At 71.4% G+C, this 20286-nt stretch carries 20 protein-coding genes; 15 read left to right on the top strand and 5 right to left on the bottom strand.

Features of this window, described 5'->3' with window-relative positions; all coding sequences use genetic code 11:
• Nucleotides 1-137: 137 nt before the first annotated feature.
• From IF28_RS0127980 to IF28_RS0127965, 4 genes are all read left to right on the top strand, one after another.
• Complete coding sequence (locus tag IF28_RS0127980; protein WP_007387794.1) at nt 138-791, top strand: response regulator transcription factor; 654 nt, start codon at nt 138-140, stop codon at nt 789-791.
• A 6-nt stretch (nt 792-797) separates the two neighbouring features.
• Complete coding sequence (locus tag IF28_RS0127975; protein ID WP_030225703.1) at nt 798-2042, top strand: sensor histidine kinase; 1245 nt, start codon at nt 798-800, stop codon at nt 2040-2042.
• A 394-nt stretch (nt 2043-2436) separates the two neighbouring features.
• Complete coding sequence (locus IF28_RS0127970; protein ID WP_003993510.1) at nt 2437-2733, top strand: DUF4193 domain-containing protein; 297 nt, start codon at nt 2437-2439, stop codon at nt 2731-2733.
• A 13-nt stretch (nt 2734-2746) separates the two neighbouring features.
• Nucleotides 2747-3673: a hypothetical protein gene (locus tag IF28_RS0127965; RefSeq protein WP_030225701.1), complete on the top strand. Its 927-nt coding sequence runs from the start codon at nt 2747-2749 to the stop codon at nt 3671-3673.
• 119 nt (nt 3674-3792) lie between these two features.
• Here the strand turns inward: IF28_RS0127965 and IF28_RS0127960 are convergent, their stop codons facing one another.
• Nucleotides 3793-4254, bottom strand: a complete 462-nt coding sequence (locus IF28_RS0127960) for a DUF3093 domain-containing protein (RefSeq protein ID WP_030225699.1) — start codon at nt 4252-4254, stop codon at nt 3793-3795.
• 58 nt (nt 4255-4312) lie between these two features.
• Between IF28_RS0127960 and IF28_RS0127955 the strand changes: the two genes are divergently transcribed.
• The 9 genes from IF28_RS0127955 to IF28_RS0127915 all read left to right on the top strand — a co-directional run bounded on the left by IF28_RS0127955 (nt 4313) and on the right by IF28_RS0127915 (nt 12983).
• On the top strand, nt 4313-4897 hold the full coding sequence (locus IF28_RS0127955; protein WP_030225697.1) for a PaaI family thioesterase: 585 nt from the start codon (nt 4313-4315) through the stop codon (nt 4895-4897).
• Nucleotides 4894-5442, top strand: a complete 549-nt coding sequence (gene dut / locus IF28_RS0127950; protein ID WP_030225695.1) for a dUTP diphosphatase — start codon at nt 4894-4896, stop codon at nt 5440-5442. The genes IF28_RS0127955 and dut overlap by 4 nt, the downstream gene beginning before the upstream one ends.
• A gap of 1 nt (nt 5443) precedes the next feature.
• Complete coding sequence (locus tag IF28_RS0127945) at nt 5444-6199, top strand: DUF3710 domain-containing protein (protein ID WP_030225694.1); 756 nt, start codon at nt 5444-5446, stop codon at nt 6197-6199.
• Between the two features lie 181 nt (nt 6200-6380).
• Entirely contained in the window at nt 6381-7592 is a 1212-nt protein-coding gene (locus tag IF28_RS0127940) for an alginate lyase family protein (protein WP_030225693.1), read from the top strand.
• 64 nt (nt 7593-7656) lie between these two features.
• Complete coding sequence (locus IF28_RS0127935; protein WP_030225690.1) at nt 7657-8349, top strand: ABC transporter ATP-binding protein; 693 nt, start codon at nt 7657-7659, stop codon at nt 8347-8349.
• Between the two features lie 164 nt (nt 8350-8513).
• Nucleotides 8514-11051, top strand: coding sequence for a sensor histidine kinase (locus tag IF28_RS0127930; protein ID WP_030225688.1), 2538 nt, complete (start codon nt 8514-8516; stop codon nt 11049-11051).
• The gene (locus IF28_RS0127925) at nt 11048-11728 is read left to right on the top strand and encodes a response regulator (protein WP_030225686.1); all 681 of its coding nucleotides are present in this window, start codon (nt 11048-11050) and stop codon (nt 11726-11728) included. The genes IF28_RS0127930 and IF28_RS0127925 overlap by 4 nt, the downstream gene beginning before the upstream one ends.
• A gap of 88 nt (nt 11729-11816) precedes the next feature.
• Nucleotides 11817-12215, top strand: coding sequence for an OB-fold nucleic acid binding domain-containing protein (locus IF28_RS0127920; protein WP_073930701.1), 399 nt, complete (start codon nt 11817-11819; stop codon nt 12213-12215).
• Between the two features lie 3 nt (nt 12216-12218).
• Complete coding sequence (locus tag IF28_RS0127915; protein ID WP_030225682.1) at nt 12219-12983, top strand: DUF3159 domain-containing protein; 765 nt, start codon at nt 12219-12221, stop codon at nt 12981-12983.
• Nucleotides 12984-13030: 47 nt separating this feature from the next.
• On the opposite strand, the gene IF28_RS0127910 is transcribed toward IF28_RS0127915, so the two are convergent.
• Together IF28_RS0127910 and IF28_RS0127905 are read right to left on the bottom strand one after the other, a co-directional pair.
• Nucleotides 13031-13699, bottom strand: coding sequence for a potassium channel family protein (locus tag IF28_RS0127910; RefSeq protein WP_030225680.1), 669 nt, complete (start codon nt 13697-13699; stop codon nt 13031-13033).
• Nucleotides 13699-14370, bottom strand: a complete 672-nt coding sequence (locus tag IF28_RS0127905) for a potassium channel family protein (protein ID WP_030225678.1) — start codon at nt 14368-14370, stop codon at nt 13699-13701. Before IF28_RS0127905 ends, IF28_RS0127910 begins: the two co-directional genes overlap by 1 nt.
• A gap of 471 nt (nt 14371-14841) precedes the next feature.
• Here IF28_RS0127905 and IF28_RS0127895 point away from each other — a divergent pair, with 471 nt between their 5' ends.
• Both IF28_RS0127895 and IF28_RS0127890 read left to right on the top strand, forming a co-directional pair.
• Complete coding sequence (locus IF28_RS0127895; RefSeq protein WP_030225674.1) at nt 14842-16887, top strand: APC family permease; 2046 nt, start codon at nt 14842-14844, stop codon at nt 16885-16887.
• A 66-nt stretch (nt 16888-16953) separates the two neighbouring features.
• Nucleotides 16954-18282, top strand: coding sequence for a class I SAM-dependent RNA methyltransferase (locus IF28_RS0127890; protein ID WP_078621470.1), 1329 nt, complete (start codon nt 16954-16956; stop codon nt 18280-18282).
• Nucleotides 18283-18377: 95 nt separating this feature from the next.
• Here IF28_RS0127890 and IF28_RS0127885 read toward each other — a convergent pair whose 3' ends face one another.
• Together IF28_RS0127885 and IF28_RS0127880 are read right to left on the bottom strand one after the other, a co-directional pair.
• Entirely contained in the window at nt 18378-19040 is a 663-nt protein-coding gene (locus IF28_RS0127885) for a response regulator (protein ID WP_030225670.1), read from the bottom strand.
• Nucleotides 19037-20164, bottom strand: a complete 1128-nt coding sequence (locus IF28_RS0127880) for a sensor histidine kinase (RefSeq protein WP_030225668.1) — start codon at nt 20162-20164, stop codon at nt 19037-19039. The genes IF28_RS0127885 and IF28_RS0127880 overlap by 4 nt, the downstream gene beginning before the upstream one ends.
• Nucleotides 20165-20286: the final 122 nt, after the last annotated feature.

Below are 20286 nucleotides of genomic sequence, written 5' to 3'. Positions count from 1 at the left end.
CGCCCTCCCCCTCCCGCCTTACAGCCGACTTATGACCGAAAAGGGCAGGATGGAGGCAACACCCACCCGTACCCCTGCCCGAGTGCGTCCTGAGGCGCTGCCCGATCGAGGGCGGGACATGAGGAAGGACAAGCGACGTGCGCGTACTCGTCGTCGAGGACGAGCAGCTGCTCGCCGATGCGGTGGCCACCGGACTGCGCCGGGAGGCCATGGCCGTCGACGTCGTGTACGACGGTGCGGCCGCCCTGGAGCGCATCGGCGTCAACGACTACGACGTGGTCGTCCTCGACCGCGATCTCCCCCTCGTGCACGGCGACGACGTCTGCCGCCGGATCGTCGAGCTCGGTATGCCCACGCGTGTGCTGATGCTCACGGCGTCCGGCGACGTCAGCGACCGTGTCGAGGGCCTGGAGATCGGCGCCGACGACTATCTGCCCAAGCCCTTCGCGTTCAGCGAGCTCATCGCGCGCGTGCGCGCCCTGGGGCGGCGTACGAGCGTGCCGCTGCCGCCCGTGCTGGAGCGTGCCGGGATCAAGCTGGACCCCAATCGCCGCGAGGTCTTCCGGGACGGCAAGGAGGTGCAGCTCGCGCCGAAGGAGTTCGCCGTCCTGGAGGTGCTCATGCGCAGCGAGGGCGCGGTCGTCTCCGCGGAGCAGCTGCTGGAGAAGGCCTGGGACGAGAACACGGATCCGTTCACCAACGTGGTGCGGGTGACCGTGATGACCCTGCGCCGCAAGCTCGGGGAGCCGCCGGTCATCGTGACCGTGCCCGGCTCCGGATACCGGATCTGATGCGTCATGGCCGCCACACCCGCGCCCCCCACGGCGCCCCCCAAGCCCACCTGGGACCCGAGAAAGGGCGAACCGCCCTTCCCCTGGCTGCGTCCCACCATCCGCATACGTCTCACGCTGCTGTACGGCGGCATGTTCCTGATCGCGGGAATCCTGCTGCTGTCGATCATCTACCTGCTGGCCGCCCAGGCGCTGCACGACGGCGGCAGCGGCCAGTCCTTCCGGGTGAGCGGCACCAACATCGACATCACCAGTGAGACCTGCCCCCAGCTGAACAGCGCGACCACCAACGACCAGCTGAACGACATGCTGAAGCAGTGCAACGCGGTCCAGCGGCAGCACGCGCTGGACGATCTGCTCAGCCGTTCCCTGGGCGCGCTCCTCGGTCTCGCGATCATCGCCTTCGCCTTCGGCTACGCCATGGCCGGCCGGGTCCTGTCGCCGCTGGGCCGCATCACCCGTACCGCCCGCGCGGTGGCCGGTTCGGACCTGTCCCGGCGGATCGAGCTGGACGGCCCGGACGACGAGCTGAAGGAACTGGCGGACACGTTCGACGACATGCTGGAGCGGCTCCAGCGGGCGTTCACCGCGCAGCAGCGCTTCGTGGGCAACGCCTCGCACGAGCTGCGCACCCCGCTGGCGATCAACCGCACGCTGCTGGAGGTGCACCTCTCCGATCCGGGGGCACCGGTGGAGCTGCAGCAGCTCGGCAGGACGCTGCTGTCCACCAACGAGCGCAGCGAGCAGCTCGTCGAGGGCCTGCTGCTGCTCGCGCGCAGCGACAACCAGATCGTGGAACGGGGACCCGTGGACCTCGCGGAGGTGGCCACCCAGGCCATCGACCAGGTGCACGGGGAGGCGGAGGCGAAGGGCGTGGAGATCCGCGGCGGGCGCAAGCCGGCGGTCGTCCAGGGCAACGGCGTCCTGCTGGAGCGGATCGCGCTGAACCTGGTGCAGAACGCCGTGCGGTACAACGTGCCCGAGGACGGCTGGGTCGAGGTCACCACCGGCGTGGAGCACGGCCAGGCGGTCCTGGTGGTGTCCAACACGGGCCCGGTGGTGCCGGCGTACGAGATCGACAATCTCTTCGAGCCGTTCCGGCGGCTGCGCACCGAACGTACGGGCAGCGACAAGGGCGTCGGGCTCGGTCTGTCCATCGTGCGTTCGGTCGCGCGGGCGCACGGCGGGCACATCTACGCACAGCCGCGCGAAGGGGGAGGGCTCGTGATGCGTGTCACCTTTCCGATCTGAGATCATTCCGCGACATAGCGGGGTGTTCGCTTTGAGCGGAATTCCCGGGGCGCCGCTCCGGTATTCCCCTGTGTGATCGATCACAAGGGCGATTTCGCCGTCATCGACGCTCTGTGATCATGTAACCCTGCGAAAGGTCGCGAAAGTCCCGGTTTTCAGGGGTGCTCATCACGGGAAGTACACGGTGAGGCGCCTTTGAAGTGCGGCATGCGGACCGTGTACGGTCCCCATCGCCATCCAAGCCGATCACTCATGAGGAGTGCGGTTGGGTGTCGATTGAGTAACAGACCTTGATGTGAGGCAAAATCTCCGCCTCAGGTCGGGCACAAGTCCGGCCTCTCACGCGTTACGTGCGCTGGAGACACCGCATACACCCAGAGGGGGAGAGCGTCCAATGGCAACCGACTACGACACTCCACGCAAGACCGACGACGACGTCGACTCGGACAGTCTCGAAGAGCTGAAGGCACGGCGGAACGACAAGTCGGCCTCGGCCGTCGACGTCGACGAGTTCGAGGCCGCGGAAGGCCTCGAACTGCCCGGGGCCGACCTCTCGAACGAGGAACTGGCCGTCCGGGTCCTGCCGAAGCAGCAGGACGAGTTCACGTGCATGAGCTGCTTCCTCGTCCACCACCGCAGCCAGCTGGCCCGCGAGAAGAACGGCCAGCCGATCTGCCGCGACTGCGACTGAGGCGGGGTCGGCCGTGACCGGCTCGACCCCTCCGCGGAAGCGCCGCTTCTTCACGAAGGGAGCGGACCAAGGGGCCCCTCAGGGCCCACAGCACGACACGCGTGAACCAGAGCGGGGCTCAACCGGTACCGGGGCGGCCTCGCTCGAAGCGGCAGCCGGCCGGGGTGACCTCCCGGACTCCCTGGAGGTCACCGCGCCCGTGGCGCGAAGGCGGGCCGCCGTCATCCGCGAGAAGGCCGTGGAAGGCGCCCGCAAGGGCGGTGCCCGCGCCCGCGCGGGACTGGCGCACCTCGCGGACCGGATCATCGAGATCGCCCCGCGGGTGCCCGTACGGGACCTCGAGACGCTGCGCGGGCAGTTCCCGGGGCTCGGCCCCGAAGAACTCGCCGACAAGCTCGTGGCGGGCGCCGCGAAGGCCACGGCGACGGTCGGGGCCGGGGTCGGTGCGGCGGCGATGATGCCCGTACCGCCCGCGATGCCGGCGGAACTGGCCGCGGAGATCACCGGCGTCGCCGCGATCGAACTGAAACTGATCGCCGAACTTCATGAGGTGTACGGGGTGCGCCCGGCCGGGAGCCTGGCTCAGCGCAGCACCGTGTATCTCAACTCCTGGTCGGAGGAGCGGGGGGTCGAGGCGACGAAGCCGTCGACGGTGGGCGCGGCGCTGAGCAGCCGGATGAAGCGTGAGCTCCGGCAGCGGATCATGAAGCGCACGGTGCGGAATCTGCCGAACCTGATGCCGTTCCTGGTGGGGGCGGCGGTGGGGGCGGTGATGAACCGCCGCGATACCCGGAAGCTGGCGTCGCGTATCCGGGGCGACCTGCGCAGAATCCAGGTGCCCTGGGAGGCGCTGGCGGCCCTTCCGGCGCTGGAACGTCCCGCGGACGCGCTGTCCGAGGGGGTGCTCGAAGTGCCGGGCGATGATCGCCGGATGCCGTAGGTCCGGCGAGAGCCGGTTCCGTGGCGGCTGGGCCTTTTCCGCCCCCCGCCGCCCCTTCCCGTCCCTCGGGGGCCGCGCCCCCGGACCCCCATGTGCGCAGTTCCGCGCGCCCCTTGGGGCTACGCGGCGTTTCTGGCCGCCTGCAGGGCCTCGGCCAGGCGCTGGGGGGTGCGGGTCGACAGGAAGACGTACGGGGTCGGGTCCTCGGGGTCGGTGATGTCTATGCGCAGGGCGCCGGGGATGTAGGCCCGCAGGAGCATGAAGCAGCGGGCGTCGGCCTTGTGGGTGCGCCAGGCCCGGGCTTCCTCCTCGTCGAGGATCTCCGGCTCGCCGAGGGCCGACACCGGGATCTTCGCCTCGCCCGCGATCAGATGGCCGCCCACGACCCGGATGCGCACCGAGCCGTAGGCGCTCGCCATCACGGCCGCCGCCGCGGTGCCGCAGGCCAGGCCACCGAGCATCGGCAGCGTGCCGAACGGCAGCAGGATCAGCGCGAGGGAGACCCCCGCCAGGAGGGAGATGAGCCACCAGGAGCGGGGCGCGGTGAGGCGTTCTTCGTACGGGGTGGCGGAGAGCTGCATGAATCCAAGCTTGGCACGGTGTCGGGAGCGCACTCACGCGCGGGTAAGGTCTGCGCCTGTGAGTGGTACTTCCCCGGCTCTTCAGCCCCCCGCCGACGCCGTGCGACCGGTGCGCCACCCGGACGCCCCCGCCCCCGGCGAACTCCTGGGCGCGCACTACGGCCAGTGTTTCGGCTGCGGCGGCGAGCAGCCCCACGGACTGCATCTGGCGGCCCGCGCCGGCGAAGGCGTGTCGATCACCGCCGAGTTCACCGTGCAGGCCGCCCACCAGGGCGCCCCGGGACTCGCGCACGGCGGGGTGCTCGCCAGCGCCCTGGACGAGACGCTGGGCTCGCTCAACTGGCTGCTGCGCACGATCGCGGTCACCGGCAGGCTGGAGACCGACTTCGTCCGCCCCGTGCCCGTCGGCACCGTGCTGCACCTGGCGGCCGAGGTGACGGCCGTCGCCGGACGGAAGATCTACTGCACGGCCACCGGACGCATCGGCGGCCCCGACGGCCAGGTCGCCGTCCGCGCCGACGCCCTGTTCATCGAGGTCAAGGTCGACCACTTCGTCGACCACGGCCGCGAGGAGGAGATCCGCGCCGCCATGGACGACCCCGACCAGGTCCGCCGTGCGCGCGCCTTCGAGGTGAACCCGTGAGCGCCCTCGAGGTGCTGATCAGGCGTGTCGACCCCGACGTACCGCTTCCGGCGTACGAGCACCCCGGGGACGCGGGCGCCGATCTGCGCACCACCGAGGCGTGCGCGCTGGCACCCGGCGAACGGGCCGTACTGCCCACCGGGGTGTCTGTGGCGCTGCCCGATGGGTACGCGGCCTTCGTGCACCCGCGATCCGGTCTTGCCGCCCGCTGCGGCGTCGCCCTGGTGAATGCCCCGGGGACGGTTGATGCCGGGTACCGTGGGGAGATCAAGGTGATCGTGGTGAATCTCGATCCGCGCGAGACCGTGCGGTTCGAGCGCTTCGACCGGATTGCCCAACTGGTCGTCCAGCAGGTCGAGAGGGTCCGCTTCGTGTCGGTCGCGGAGCTTCCCCCCTCGGTCCGGGCCGAGGGGGGCTTCGGGTCCACCGGTGGTCACGCCGCGGTGGGCGAAGGTAAGAGCGGCACAAGCGTTCAGGCCGCCACGGGCGGTACAGCGGGTGGGAATCGATACGCTTCGGTCGTATCCGACCGGGAAGGACAGTGACGTGTTCGGACGTCGCAAGAAGAAGGATGCCGCCGAAGGTGCGGCCGGCGAGGCCGAGCAGGTCGTCGACGGTGTCGACGCTGAGGCGGGCGAGGAGGCCGAGCGGCTGAGGCTCGAGCCGGCGCCGAGGCCCGACGGGCCCTGGGACGGCAGCGAGGTCAGCGAGCCCGGCGAGGGCCGCGTCGACCTGGGCGGCCTTTTCGTGCCCGGGGTCGACGGCATGGAGCTGCGGGTGGAGGTCGCGGGCGACGCGATCGTCGCGGCCACGGTCGTCCTGCGGGACAGCGCCATCCAGCTGCAGGGCTTCGCCGCGCCCAAGCGCGAGGGCATCTGGGGCGAGGTGCGCGAGGAGATCGCGTCCGGCATCACCCAGCAGGGCGGCATCATCGACGAGGTCGAGGGCCCGCTGGGCTGGGAGCTGCGGGCGCAGGTGCCGGTGCAGCTGCCGGACGGCACCAGCGGCTTCCAGGTCGTGCGGTTCGTCGGCGTGGACGGGCCCCGCTGGTTCCTGCGCGGGGTGATCTCCGGCCAGGGCGCGGTGCAGCCGCAGGCCGCCGGGCTCCTGGAGCAGATCTTCCGGGACACGGTCGTGGTGCGCGGCGAGGGCCCGATGGCCCCGCGTGACCCGATCGTCCTGAAGCTGCCCAACGACGCGCAGATGGTGCCGGAGAACGTGCAGCAGGAGGAGGAGGGCTCCCGCTTCGCCGGCGGCATGGGCCAGCTCCAGCGCGGACCGGAGATCACCGAGGTCCGCTAGGACCTGTCCGGCGGATCACGTCGGTCGAGAACAAGAAGGGCCGTGTCCCCGCGCGGGGGGTGCGGCCCTCTCCCGTGCGCGGACCCTTGACGCGGTATTGGTCTGGACCTACCGTCTCGGGCCATCCAGGCGTTCAAAAAGACGCCCTTCGTTCACATACGAGAACGGATGGACCCCCCACATGTCCTCTGCACCCTCGCACCCCCGCCGCAGAGCCCGCACCGCGCTGTTCGCACTCCTGACCACGGCGCTGGTCGGCACCCTCGTTCTCCGCCCCGACGCCGCACCCGCCGAAGCCGCCCCCGCCGCCTTCGCCCACCCCGGAGTCACCGTCTCCCGGGCCCAGCTCGACTTCGCGAGGAGCAGGGTCGACGCCGGTGCCCAGCCCTGGAAGAACGCCTTCGACCGGATGATGGCGAGCAAGTACGCCGACCCGAACCGCACGCCCAAGCCCCGCGCGGTCGTCGAGTGCGGCTCGTACTCCAACCCGAACCACGGCTGCACCGACGAGCGCGAGGACGCGATCGCCGCGTACACCAACGCGCTGGCCTGGTACATCACCCGGGACGACCGCTACGCGCGCAAGTCCATCGAGCTGATGGACGCCTGGTCCGCCGTGATCCGGGACCACACCAACAGCAACGCGCCCCTGCAGACCGGCTGGGCCGGCTCCTCCTGGCCCAGGGCCGCCGAGATCATCAAGCACACCTACACCGGCGGCTGGGCCAACTCCGGCCGCTTCGCCACCATGCTCCGGGACGTCTACCTGCCCGAGGTCATCAACGGCTCGAACTCCAACGGCAACTGGGAGCTCACGATGATGGAGGCCGCCGTAGGCATCTCCGTCTTCCTGGAGGACCGGTCCTCCTACGACAAGGCCATGGCGACGTTCAGCACCCGCACCGCCGCCTACGTCTATCTGGAGTCCGACGGGGCCCTGCCGAAGACGGTGCCCAGCCAGAACCTGAACACCCGCGACAAGATCGTCAAGTACTGGCAGAACCAGTCCACCTTCGTCACCGGCCTCACCCAGGAGACCTGCCGCGACCTCACCCACACCGGCTACGGCATCTCCTCGATCTCGCACATCGCCGAGACCAGCCGCATCCAGGGCCAGGACCTCTACGGCACCGACGTCGGCGAGCGGCTGCGGCACGCGCTCGGCTTCCAGGCCAAGTACGAGCAGGGCACGGCCGCCCCGGGCTGGCTCTGCGGGGGCTCCCTGCACCTCGGCCTCGGACCGGTCACCGAGGTCGGCTACAACGCCCTGCACAACCGCCTCGGCCACGCCATGACCAACACCCAGGCCCTCACCGAGCGCACCCGCCCCTCCGGCAGCAACAACCTCTTCGTCGCCTGGGAGACCCTCACCCACGGAGACAACCCCGCCTGACCGTTGATCAGCCGGGCGCCGGACGGGGATACTGGCGCCCGGTTCACGGGGGAGGGCGGTCGCAATGAGTCAGGTGGTCACCGAGACCATGGTGCGCGTCGAGGACGTGCACAAGTCGTACGGCCGTGGCGCGGCCGCCGTGCACGCGCTGCGCGGTGTCTCCTTCGAGGTCCCGCGCGGGGAACTGGTCGCCCTCAAGGGCCGCTCCGGATCCGGCAAGACCACCCTCCTGAACATCGTCGGCGGCCTCGACACCCCCGACCGGGGGAGGGTCCTCGTCGACGGACGCGACCTCGCGGACCTCGACGAGGACGGGCTGCTCGCCCTGCGCCGGGACCAGGTCGGCTTCGTCTTCCAGTCCTTCGGCCTCATCCCCATCCTCACCGCCGCCGAGAACGTGGGCGTCCCGCTGCGGCTGCGCCGCGCCGACCCGCGCGAGCGCGAGGAACGCGTCGAGCTGCTCCTCTCCCTGGTCGGCCTCGCCGACCACGCGGCCCAGCGGCCCGGCGAGCTCTCCGGCGGCCAGCAGCAGCGGGTCGCCATCGCCCGCGCCCTCGCCAACAGTCCCTCCCTCCTCATCGCCGACGAGCCGACCGGCCAGCTGGACGCGGAAACCGGACACGCCGTGATGGAACTGCTCCGCGCGGTCGTCCGCAGCGAGAACGTCACCGCCCTGGTCGCCACCCACGACGCCACCCTCCTCGACCTCGCCGACCGCGTCCTGGAACTCGGCGACGGCGAGATCACGGAACACTGACGTCCACGCGCCGGCACGGGGCCGCGGACGTCCCGGGCCCCCGCCGCCCGCGCGTCAGAGTTCCGTCAAGGACCTGCCCCCTGCCCCGCCCCGTGCCTCCCGTCGCAGGTGGCGGCCGTATGGTCGATTCCGCGTGGTGACGGTGAGCGGAAGACAATGAGGGCATGGGACGCGGCAAGCTTCGGATTCACCTCGGTGCGGCACCGGGCGTCGGCAAGACGTACGCGATGCTCTCCGAGGCCCACCGCCGTGCCGGACGCGGCACCGACGTCGTGGTGGCCTTCGCCGAACCGCACGGCCGCCCCCGCACGGAGGCCCTGCTGGAGGGGCTCGAACAGGTGCCGCTCCGGGCGGGCGAGCACCGGGAGATGGACCTCGACGCCGTCCTCGCCCGCCGCCCCCAGGTCGCCCTGGTCGACGAGCTCGCCCACACCAACGCCCCCGGCTCCCGCAACGCCAAACGCCGGCAGGACGTGGAGGAACTGCTCGCGGCCGGCATCGACGTGCTCTCCACCGTCAACATCCAGCACCTGGAGTCGCTGGGCGACGTCGTGGAGTCGATCACCGGCGTACGGGAGCGGGACACCGTACCGGACGAGGTCGTACGGAGGGCCGAGCAGATCGAACTCGTCGACATGACCCCCGAGGCGCTGCGCCGCCGTATGGCGCACGGCAACATCTACCAGCCGGACAAGGTCGACGCCGCCCTCTCCAACTACTTCCGCCCCGGCAACCTCACCGCCCTCAGGGAGCTGGCGCTGCTCTGGGTCGCGGACCGGGTCGACGCCCACCTCCAGCGCTACCGCAGCGAGCACGAGGTCTCCGCGATATGGGGCTCGCGCGAGCGGATCGTCGTCGGCCTGACCGGCGGCCCCGAGGGCCGCACCCTGCTGCGGCGGGCCGCGCGGCTCGCGGAGAAGGGCGCCGGCGGCGAACTGCTCGCCGTCTACATCTCCCGCAGCGACGGCCTCACCGCCGCCTCCCCCCGGGCCCTGGTCGAACAGCGCACCCTGGTGGAGGACCTCGGCGGCACCTTCCACCACGTCGTCGGCGACGACATACCGGCCGCCCTGCTCGCCTTCGCGCGCGGCGCCAACGCCACCCAGATCGTGCTCGGCTCCTCCCGCCGCCCGGCCTGGCAGTACGTCTTCGGACCTGGCGTCGGCGCCACCGTCGCCCGGGACTCCGGACCCGATCTCGACGTGCACATCGTCACCCACGAGGAGGTCGCCAAGGGGCGCGGACTGCCCGTCGCCCGGGACGCGCGGCTCGGACGGTCCCGGCGGGCCTGGGGCTGGGCGGTCGGCCTGGCCGGCCCGGTGGGAGTGGCGGTGCTGCTCAGCGCCGTCGACCTGGGACTCGCCAACGACATGCTGCTGTTCCTGGCCCTGACGGTCGCGGCGGCCCTGCTCGGCGGACTCTGGCCGGCCCTCGCCTCCGCGGCGGTCGGCTCGCTGCTGCTCAACTACTTCTACACACCGCCCCTGCACACCTGGACCATCTCCGACCCGAAGAACATCGTCGCCATCGCGATCTTCGTCGCGGTGGGCACGGCCGTCGCGTCCGTGGTCGACCTCGCGGCCCGCCGCACCCACCAGGCGGCCCGGCTGCGCGCCGAGTCGGAGATCCTCTCCTTCCTCGCGGGCAACGTGCTGCGCGGCGAGACCGGCCTCGAGGACCTGCTGGAACGCGTCCGGGAGACCTTCGGCATGGAGTCCGCCGCCCTGCTCGAACGCGCGGGCGACGTCGAGCCGTGGACCTGCGCCGGCCGGGCCGGCCGCGGACGGCCGGTCGACCGGCCCGAGGACGCGGACGTGGAGGTCCCGGTGGGCGACCACATGGCGCTGGCCCTGACCGGCCGGGTGCCGCCCGCCGAGGACCGCAGGGTGCTGGGCGCCTTCGCCGCGCAGGCCGCCGTCGTCCTGGACCGCCGGCGGCTGCGCGAACAGGCCGACCGGGCCCTCGCCCTCGCCGAGGGCAACCGCATCCGCACCGCCCTGCTCGCCGCCGTCAGCCACGACCTGCGCACCCCGCTGGCCGGCATCAAGGCCGCCGTCTCCTCGCTGCGCTCCGCCGACGTCGAATGGTCCCCCGAGGACCGGGCCGCGCTCCTGGAGGGCATCGAGGACGGCGCCGACCGCCTCGACCACCTGGTGGGCAACCTGCTGGACATGTCCCGGCTGCACACCGGCACCGTCACCCCCCTGATCCGCGAGATCGACCTGGACGAGGTGGTGCCGATGGCGCTCGGCGGGGTGCCCGAGGGCAGCGTCACCCTCGACATCCCCGAGGCCCTGCCCATGGTCGCCGTCGACCCCGGCCTGCTGGAGCGGGCGATGGCCAACGTGATCGAGAACGCCGTCAAGTACAGCCCCGCCGGTCTGCGGGTCCTCGTCGCCGCCAGCGCCCTCGCGGACCGGGTCGAGGTACGGGTGGTGGACCGCGGCCCCGGCGTCCCCGACGAGGCCAAGGGCCGCATCTTCGAACCCTTCCAGCGGTACGGCGACGCCCCGCGCGGGGCCGGAGTCGGCCTCGGCCTGGCGGTCGCGCGCGGCTTCGCCGAGGCCATGGGCGGCACCCTGAACGCCGAGGACACCCCCGGCGGCGGCCTCACCATGGCGCTCACCCTGCGTGCCGCCGCGGCACACCCGGGGCCCCCGCAGGCCGCGGCGGCCGCAGAACCCGAAAGGCAGCCCTCATGACCCGTGTGCTGGTGGTCGACGACGATCCGGCCATAGTGCGCGCCCTCGTGATCAACCTCAGAGCACGCTCGTACGAGGTCGACTCCGCGCAGGACGGCGCCGGCGCACTCCGTACGGCCGCCGCGCACCACCCCGACGTGGTCGTCCTCGACCTGGGCCTGCCCGACATGGACGGCGTCGAGGTGATCAGGGGACTGCGCGGCTGGACCCGGGTGCCGATCCTGGTGCTGTCCGCGCGGCACGCCTCCGGCGAGAAGGTCCAGGCACTGGACGCGGGCGCCGACGACTACGTCACCAAGCCCTTCGGCATGGACGAGCTGCTGGCCCGGCTGCGGGCCGCCGTACGCCGCGCGGAGCCCGCGGGCGACGGGGGGGACGTGGTGGTGGAGACCGCCGGGTTCACCGTCGACCTGGCCGCGAAGAAGGTCCACCGCGACGGCAAGGACGTACGGCTGACCCCCACCGAATGGCATCTCCTGGAGGTGCTGGTGCGCGGCGGCGGCCGGCTGGTGGCGCAGAAGCAGCTGCTGCGGGAGGTGTGGGGGCCGTCGTACGGCACGGAGACGAACTATCTGCGCGTGTACATGGCACAGCTGCGGCGGAAGCTGGAGGCGGACCCGTCACACCCGAGGCACCTGATCACCGAGCCGGGCATGGGCTACCGCTTCGAAAGGTGAGGGCCGGCGGCGGTGGCCGGGAGCGGCCCGTTCGGACCGGGGCAGCACGGGGTACGTAACCGTCAGTGCACCCCGGTACGCTTCAGATATGAGTGCTGTTCCTCGATCCGAGAAGCCGGCAGGCCGGTTCCGGCGCATGCTCGACCGGCTCTCCTCGTCTCAGGAGGACCTGGAGTCCGAGGAGCTGCGTGAGGACGCCGAGACGGCCGGCTGCACGCGGATAGGCGACTGCCGTGACCGGCAGATCGTCACGGTTACTGGTACCTTGCGCACGGTCACGCTGCGGCCGCGCGCGGGGGTGCCGGCCCTGGAGGCCGAGCTGTTCGACGGCTCCGCCGCGCTCGACGTGGTGTGGCTCGGCAGGCGCTCCATCGTGGGCATAGAACCGGGGCGCAAGCTGATCGCATCGGGCCGGATCTCGATGAGCCGGGGCCGCCGGGTGCTGTTCAATCCGAAATACGAACTGAGACCCCTCGGACGGGAGTAGCCGGTGACGTCACTCGACAAGCCGACAACCGAAGACACATCCGCCGACGACGCCCGGGCGGTGACCGAAGCCGCCCTCTTCGAGGCGTTCGGCGGGGTGCGGGGCATGGTCGAGACGGTGCTCCCCGGGCTGCTGTTCGTCAGCATCTACACGGTCAACAAGGACCTGCACATGTCGGCGATCGCGGCGCTCGCCGTGGCGCTGGTCATGGTCGTGGTCCGGCTGGCCATGAAGGACACCGTCAAGCACGCCTTCAGCGGTGTCTTCGGCGTCGCCTTCGGTGTGGTCTTCGCGATGATGACGGGCAACGCCAAGGACTTCTATCTGCCGGGCATGCTCTACACGCTGGGCCTGGCTCTCGCGTACATCGTCACGGCGGTCGCGGGCGTCCCGCTGATCGGCCTGATGCTGGGCCCGGTGTTCAAGGAGAACCTCTCCTGGCGCACCCGCAACCCCGGCCGCAAGAAGGCGTACACCAAGGCCAGCTGGGCGTGGGGCCTGATCCTGCTCGCCAAGAGCGCGATCCTGTTCCCGCTGTACTGGTGGGCGGACACGACCCAGCTGGGCTGGGTGCTGATCGCGCTGAAGATCCCGCCCTTCCTGCTCGCGGTGTATCTGACCTGGGTGTTCCTGGCGAAGGCGCCGCCGCCGATCGATGTCTTCGCCGAAATGGAGGCGGAGGAGCGCGCGGAAGAGGAACGCAAGGCCGCCGCCGCGCGGGAGAACGACGAGACCACGACGGCCGGCCGTCACCGCCGCGAGTCCTAGTCCGTACGAAAGCGGGGGCGCCCGGACTTCTCCGGGCGCCCCCGCTTTCACGACTCCTTGCGGACCGAGAGCAGGTCCTCCAACTGCTGCTCACGCGCCTGCGCGGCCACGAAGAGGAGTTCGTCACCCGCCTCCAGGGAGTCCTCGCGCGTCGGCGTCAGTACGCGTGTGCCGCGGATGATGGTGACCAGTGAGGTGTCCTGCGGCCACTGGACGTCCCCCACCTGGGTCCCGGCCAGCGCCGACTCCTCCGGCAGGGTCAGCTCGACCAGGTTGGCGTCGCCGTGGCTGAAGCGCAGCAGCCGGACCAGGTCGCCGACGCTCACCGCCTCCTCCACCAGGGCCGACATCAGACGCGGGGTGGAGACGGCGACGTCCACTCCCCACGACTCGTTGAACAGCCACTCGTTCTTCGGGTTGTTCACCCGGGCGACGACGCGCGGGACGCCGTACTCGGTCTTGGCGAGCAGCGAGACGACCAGGTTGACCTTGTCGTCGCCGGTCGCGGCGATGACGACGTTGCAGCGCTGGAGCGCCGCCTCGTCCAGGGAGGTGATCTCGCAGGCGTCGGCCAGCAGCCACTCCGCCTGCGGGACGCGCTCGACCGAGATGGCGGTCGGCGCCTTGTCGATCAGCAGCACCTCGTGGCCGTTCTCCAGCAGCTCGCCCGCGATCGAGCGGCCGACGGCGCCGGCTCCGGCAATGGCGACCCTCATCAGTGACCGCCCTCCTCTTCGGGACCCTTGGCGAACGCCGCCTCGACCCGGTCGATCTCGTCGGTGCGCATCATCACATGCACGAGGTCGCCCTCCTGCAGCACCGTCTGCGAGCTGGGCAGCATCGCCTCGCCGAGCCGGGTCAGGAAGGCCACGCGCACCCCGGTCTCGTCCTGCAGCCTGCTGATCCGGTGCCCCACCCACGCGGTGGAGGTGTGCACCTCGGCGAGCTGTACCCCGCCGGTCGGGTCGCGCCACAGCGGCTCGGCGCCGGAGGGGAGCAGCCGGCGCAGCATCTGGTCGGCCGTCCAGCGGACGGTCGCCACCGTGGGGATGCCGAGGCGCTGGTAGACCTCCGCGCGGCGGGGGTCGTAGATGCGGGCGGCGACGTTCTCGATGCCGAACATCTCGCGGGCGACCCGCGCGGCGATGATGTTGGAGTTGTCCCCGCTGGAGACGGCGGCGAAGGCGCCGGCCTCCTCGATGCCCGCCTCGCGCAGCGTGTCCTGGTCGAAGCCGATGCCGGTGACCCGGCGGCCGCCGAACGAGGAGCCCAGCCGGCGGAAGGCGGTGGGGTCCCGGTCGATCACGGCGACCGTGTGCCCCTGTTCCTCCAGGGTCTGGGCGAGCGCGGAACCCACCCGCCCGCAGCCCATGATGACAATATGCATCGCGTCACACCGCGCTTCCTGCAGGCCGTACGGCCTTCATGACCTTCGTGCTCATGTCTCTCTTTCGGCTCGCGGGCGACAAGGCGTACATCGCGGCCCGAGTGCGGGACGCAAGGCAACATCATGCCGGGGGAACGCACCGGTGACGCCCTCCGGGGCCCGTCCGTCGCCGCCCGCGCGGGGCGCGGCTCAGCGGCGGGTGATGCTGCGCACGCTCGCCACGGCCAGGATGCCGAGGCCGACGAGGGAGGCCGCGGCGCCGATCAGTTCTGCGGTGGTGTGCATGGGACCTCCACGTGACAGGGCGACTACGGCCGGATCAGTCATATAGGCATGGAACTTCCGCGACCTGCGGAATCCGCATCCCGGACCACGGTGATTTCACCCGGAGAGCAGCGGCCGTATGGATGCCGTATGGATGTGGGGTGGCGGGTGGGGCGTGCCCTGTTCCACGGCCTACGATCCACTCTTGTGTCCAAACTGACCGACGTGCCCAAACGCATCCTCATCGGGCGCGCACTCCGCAGTGACCGGCTGGGCGAGACGCTCCTGCCGAAGCGAGTCGCACTTCCCGTCTTCGCCTCCGACCCGCTGTCCTCCGTGGCGTACGCCCCCGGCGAGGTGCTGCTGGTCCTGTCGATCGCGGGCCTCTCGGCGTACCACTTCAGCCCCTGGATCGCCGTCGCGGTCGTCGTGCTGATGTTCACCGTGGTCGCCTCCTACCGGCAGAACGTCCGGGAGTACCCGAGCGGCGGCGGCGACTACGAGGTCGCCACCACCAACCTCGGCCCCAAGGCCGGTCTGACCGTCGCCAGCGCCCTCCTCGTCGACTACGTCCTCACCGTCGCCGTGTCGATCTCCTCCGGGATCGAGAACCTCGGCTCGGCGGTCCCGTTCGTCGTCGAGAACAAGGTGGCCTGCGCGATCGGTGTGATCGTGCTGCTGACGCTGATGAACCTGCGCGGGGTGAAGGAGTCGGGCACACTCTTCGCGATCCCCACCTACGTCTTCGTCGCGGGCGTCTTCACCATGATCGCCTGGGGCGCCTTCCGCGGGGTCGTGCTCGGCGACGACATGCGGGCACCGACAGCGGACTTCGAGATCAAACCCGAACACCCGGGCCTCGCCGGCTTCGCCCTGGTCTTCCTCCTGCTGCGCGCCTTCTCCTCCGGCTGCGCCGCCCTCACCGGCGTCGAGGCGATCTCCAACGGCGTACCGGCCTTCCGCAAGCCCAAGTCGCGCAACGCGGCGACCACGCTCGCCATGATGGGCCTGCTCGCCGTCACCATGTTCTGCGGCATCATCGCCCTGGCCGCCGCCACCGACGTCCGGATGGCCGAGAACCCCGCCAAGGACCTGATCCACGACGGCGTCCCGCTCGGCTCCGGCTACGTCCAGGACCCGGTGATCTCGCAGGTCGCCGAGGCCGTCTTCGGCCACGGCAGCTTCCTGTTCGTCATCCTCGCCGCCGCCACCGCGCTGGTGCTGTTCCTCGCCGCGAACACCGCCTACAACGGCTTCCCGCTGCTCGGCTCGATCCTCGCCCAGGACCGCTACCTCCCCCGCCAGCTGCACACGCGCGGCGACCGCCTCGCCTTCTCCAACGGCATCGTGCTGCTCGCGGGCGCCGCCGGACTGCTGGTGGGGATCTACGGCGCCGACTCCACGCGGCTGATCCAGCTCTACATCGTCGGCGTGTTCGTGTCCTTCACGCTCAGCCAGATCGGCATGGTCCGGCACTGGAACCGGCTGCTGGCCACCGAGCGGGACCAGGCCAAGCGCCGGCACATGGTCCGCTCGCGGGGCATCAACACCTTCGGCGCCTTCTTCACCGGCCTGGTCCTGGTCGTCGTCCTCGTCACCAAGTTCACCCACGGCGCCTGGGTCGCGCTGCTCGGGATGTGCATCTTCTACGCGACGATGACGGCGATCCGTAAGCACTACGACCGGGTCGCCGAGGAGATCGCCGCCCCGGACGCGTCCGCCGACGACATGGTGCGGCCCTCTCGGGTGCACTCCGTCGTCCTGATCTCCAAGATCCACCGCCCCGCGCTGCGCGCCCTCGGCTACGCCAAGCTGATGCGCACCGACAGCCTGGAGGCGCTCAGCGTCAACGTGGACGCCGCCGACACCAGGGCACTGCGCGAGGAGTGGGAACGGCGTGGCATCGACGTACCCCTGAAGGTGCTCGACTCGCCGTACCGGGAGGTCACGCGACCGGTCATCGACTACGTCAAGGGCCTGCGCAAGGAGTCCCCGCGCGATGTCGTGTCGGTGATCATCCCCGAGTACGTGGTCGGCCACTGGTACGAGCACCTGTTGCACAACCAGAGCGCGCTGCGGCTCAAGGGCCGGCTGCTGTTCACGCCCGGTGTGATGGTGACCTCGGTGCCGTACCAGCTGCAGTCCTCCGAGGCGGCCAAGAAGCGCGCCCGCAAGCGGCAGAACTGGGTCGCCCCCGGCTCGGTGCGCCGCGGTCCGGCGGAGCGGGCGAAGGACTCGTCCTCGCACACGTAGACTGGTGGGCTGTTGTCCAGGTCCTTACGGGCCTTTCCGCTCTCGATGTTGTGGAGTCACCCCGCCATGCAGGCAGAACCGAGGAAATCACTGGTGGGGGAGGAGTACGAGGTCGAGATCGGCCCCGTCGCCCACGGCGGCCACTGCATCGCCCGTACCTCCGAGGGGCAGGTCCTCTTCGTCCGGCACGCGCTGCCCGGCGAACGCGTCGTCGCGCAGGTCACGGAGGGCGAGGAGGGGGCCCGCTTCCTGCGCGCGGACGCCGTGCGGGTGCTGGACGCCTCCAAGGACCGCATCGACGCCCCCTGCCCGTACGCCGGCCCCGGCCGCTGCGGCGGCTGCGACTGGCAGCACGCCAAGCCGGGCGCCCAGCGCCGGCTGAAGGGCGAGGTCGTCACCGAGCAGCTCCAGCGCCTCGCCGGACTCACCCCGGAGGAGGCCGGCTGGGACGGCACGGTCATGCCGGCCGAGGGCGACAAGGTCCCCGCCGGGCAGGTCCCGGCGTGGCGCACACGCGTGCAGTACGCCGTCACCGCCGACGGCCGCGCGGGACTGCGCCGGCACCGCTCGCACGAGGTCGAGCCGATCGACCACTGCATGATCGCCGCGGAGGGGGTCAGCGAGCTGGGCGTCGAGAAGCGGGACTGGACCGGCATGGACTCGGTCGAGGCCATCGCCGCGACCGGCTCCCAGGACCGCCAGGTCGTCCTCACCCCGAAGCCCGGCGCCCGCCTCCCCCTGGTCGAGCTCGACCGTCCCGTCTCGGTCATGCGCGTCGACGAACGCAACGGGCAGCTCCACCGCGTCCACGGCCGCCCCTTCGTCCGCGAACGCGCCGACGGCCGCACCCACCGCGTCGCCGGCGGCGGCTTCTGGCAGGTCCACCCGAAGGCCGCCGACACCCTCGTCACCGCCGTCATGCAGGGCCTGCTGCCCCGCAAGGGCGACATGGCCCTCGACCTGTACTGCGGCGTCGGCCTCTTCGCGGGCGCCCTCGCCGACCGGGTCGGCGAGGCGGGCGCGGTCCTCGGCATCGAGTCCGGCAAGCGCGCGGTGGAGGACGCCCGCCACAACCTCGCGGACTTCCCGCGCGTGCGCGTCGAACAGGGCAAGGTCGAGACGGTCCTGCCCCGTACGGGCATCGACGAGGTCGACCTCATCGTCCTCGACCCGCCCCGGGCGGGCGCCGGCCGCAAGACGGTGGGGCAGCTGACGTCCCTCTCCGCCCGCCGTATCGCCTACGTCGCCTGCGACCCGGCGGCCCTGGCCCGGGACCTGGCCTACTTCCGCGACGGCGGCTACCGGGTGCGGACGCTCCGGGTGTTCGACCTGTTCCCGATGACGCACCACGTGGAGTGCGTGGCGATTCTTGAGCCGGCGAGCAAGGCGTCCTGACCTGCGGATCAGTGAGCGCGGCGCTTGCAGGGGCAACGCCTACCCGCCGCGTGCACCGGGGCGACCGAGGCCGGGAAGCAGGCGGTGTGCGGGAGTCAGGAGCTGCGCGGAGTCACCAGACCGGATTCGTAGGCGAGGACCACGAGCTGGGCGCGGTCGCGGGCGTGGAGCTTGGTCATGGCCCGGTTGATGTGGGTTTTGGCGGTCGCCGGGCTGATGACCAGGCGGTCGGCGATCTCGTCGTTGGACAGACCGTGTGCGGCCAGGGCGACCGCCTCGCGTTCGCGGCCGGTCAGTTCCTCCAGCCCGCTGCCGATGCGGGCGGGCGGCGGCTGGGTGACGTACCGGTCGATGAGCTTGCGGGTGATGGCGGGGGCGAGCAGGGCGTCACCGCGGGCGGCGACGCGTACGGCGTGCAGGAAGTCCTCCGGCAGGATGTCCTTGACCAGGAAGCCGGCGGCGCCGGCACGCAGCGCGTCGAAGACGTACTCGTCCAGGCCGTAGTTGGTCAGCATGACGACGTGCACGCCGGCCAGGGCCGGGTCCGCGGCGATGCGCCGGGTCGCTTCGATGCCGTCCATGACGGGCATCTGGATGTCGATGAGAGCGACGTCGGGCAGCCGCTCCTTGAGGAGTGCGAGGCCCTCTTGGCCGTCGGCGGCCTCGGCCACCACCTCGATGTCGTCCTCGAGGTCGAGCAGCGCGCGGAAGCCGCTGCGGATGAGCGGCTGGTCATCGACCAGCAGGACCCGGATCACGGGGCTCCGTTCGTGGGGAGTTCGGCCTGGACGGTGAAGCCGCCCGCGCTGCGCGGCTCGGTGCGCAGGCGGCCGCCCAGGGCCGTGACGCGTTCGCGCATGCCGAGCAGGCCGAGTCCGGGCGTCGGCGCGGGGTGAAAGGTGGCCTTCCCGTTGTCGTCGACGCGGATGGCGAGGGCGTTTGGCCGGTAGTCGATGAGCACTGAGGCCGTGGTGGCGGCGGCGTGCCGGGTGACGTTGGTGAGCGACTCCTGAACGATCCGGTAAGCGGTGCGACTCACCGCCGCCGGTACGGCGTGCGGATGTCCTTCGATCGTCAGCGTCGTAGCCAGTCCGGTCCCCTGTAACCGTTCCACCAGGTCGGGGATGTGGTGGAGTCCGTGCGGCGGGGTGGTGTCGTCGTCGCGCAGCGCCTCGAGGGTCGCGCGCAGTTCCCGACTTGCCTCCCGGCCGGCTTCCTGGATCGCGAGCAGGGCCTCCGGCACCTGCTCGCCGCGGCGTCTGGCCACGTGGACGGCAACCTCGGACTGCACCTTGATGACCGAGATCTGGTGGGTGAGCGAGTCGTGCAGCTCCCGCGCGATGCGCAGCCGTTCCTCGTCCGCCCGGCGGCGCGCGGTCTCCTCGCGGGTACGCTCGGCTTCGTCCGCCCGCCGTTCGGCCTGCCGTACCGCCTCTCCGGCGGCGAAGGCGGCGATCAGCCAGGCGAGCTCGAGGGTGCTCCGGGCCTGCGCCACGACTTCGCGCGGGGCTCCGTCATGAAGGACCAGGGCCGTCAGGTGGAGCATGGCCAGCAGACCCACGGAGACAGCCAGCGTGGCGGCGCGGTGCCCGGCGCGTACCGTGCCGTAGACCGCGACCAGGTAGGAGACGGCGAGGGCCTCGAACCCGGTCCCCAGGTATCCCACCGCGCACAGCCCGGTGACGACGAGGACCACGAGCGGCGCCCGGCTGCGTGCGGCCAGTGCCAGCCCGCCGGCCGCCAGCAGCGCGGAGCCGAGCAACTCGCGTTCCCCGGACGGGTGTGGCCCGGACAGCCCGGTGCTCAGCAGCAGTGCAGTCACGCCCAGGGCGGTTGCGCAGTCGGTGACCGCGGCCGGGACAGCGAACCGTCCTTTGTCCATGGGTGCACCGTAGCCGGATGCGGTTGCGGGCGAGTCCGGCTCGTGGACGAGCAGTTGGCTACCGCGCGTGCGGTAGCCGGCCGTCGCGTGCCGCCGCCGCGGTATCCGGCTGCCGCGGCGGC

This window comes from Streptomyces sp. NRRL WC-3626 (genome assembly GCF_000718785.1).
Classification (GTDB): Bacteria; Actinomycetota; Actinomycetes; order Streptomycetales; family Streptomycetaceae; genus Streptomyces; species Streptomyces edwardsiae.
Note: the sequence above shows the minus strand (reverse complement) of the source record. Positions and strands in the feature narration are given on the sequence as shown.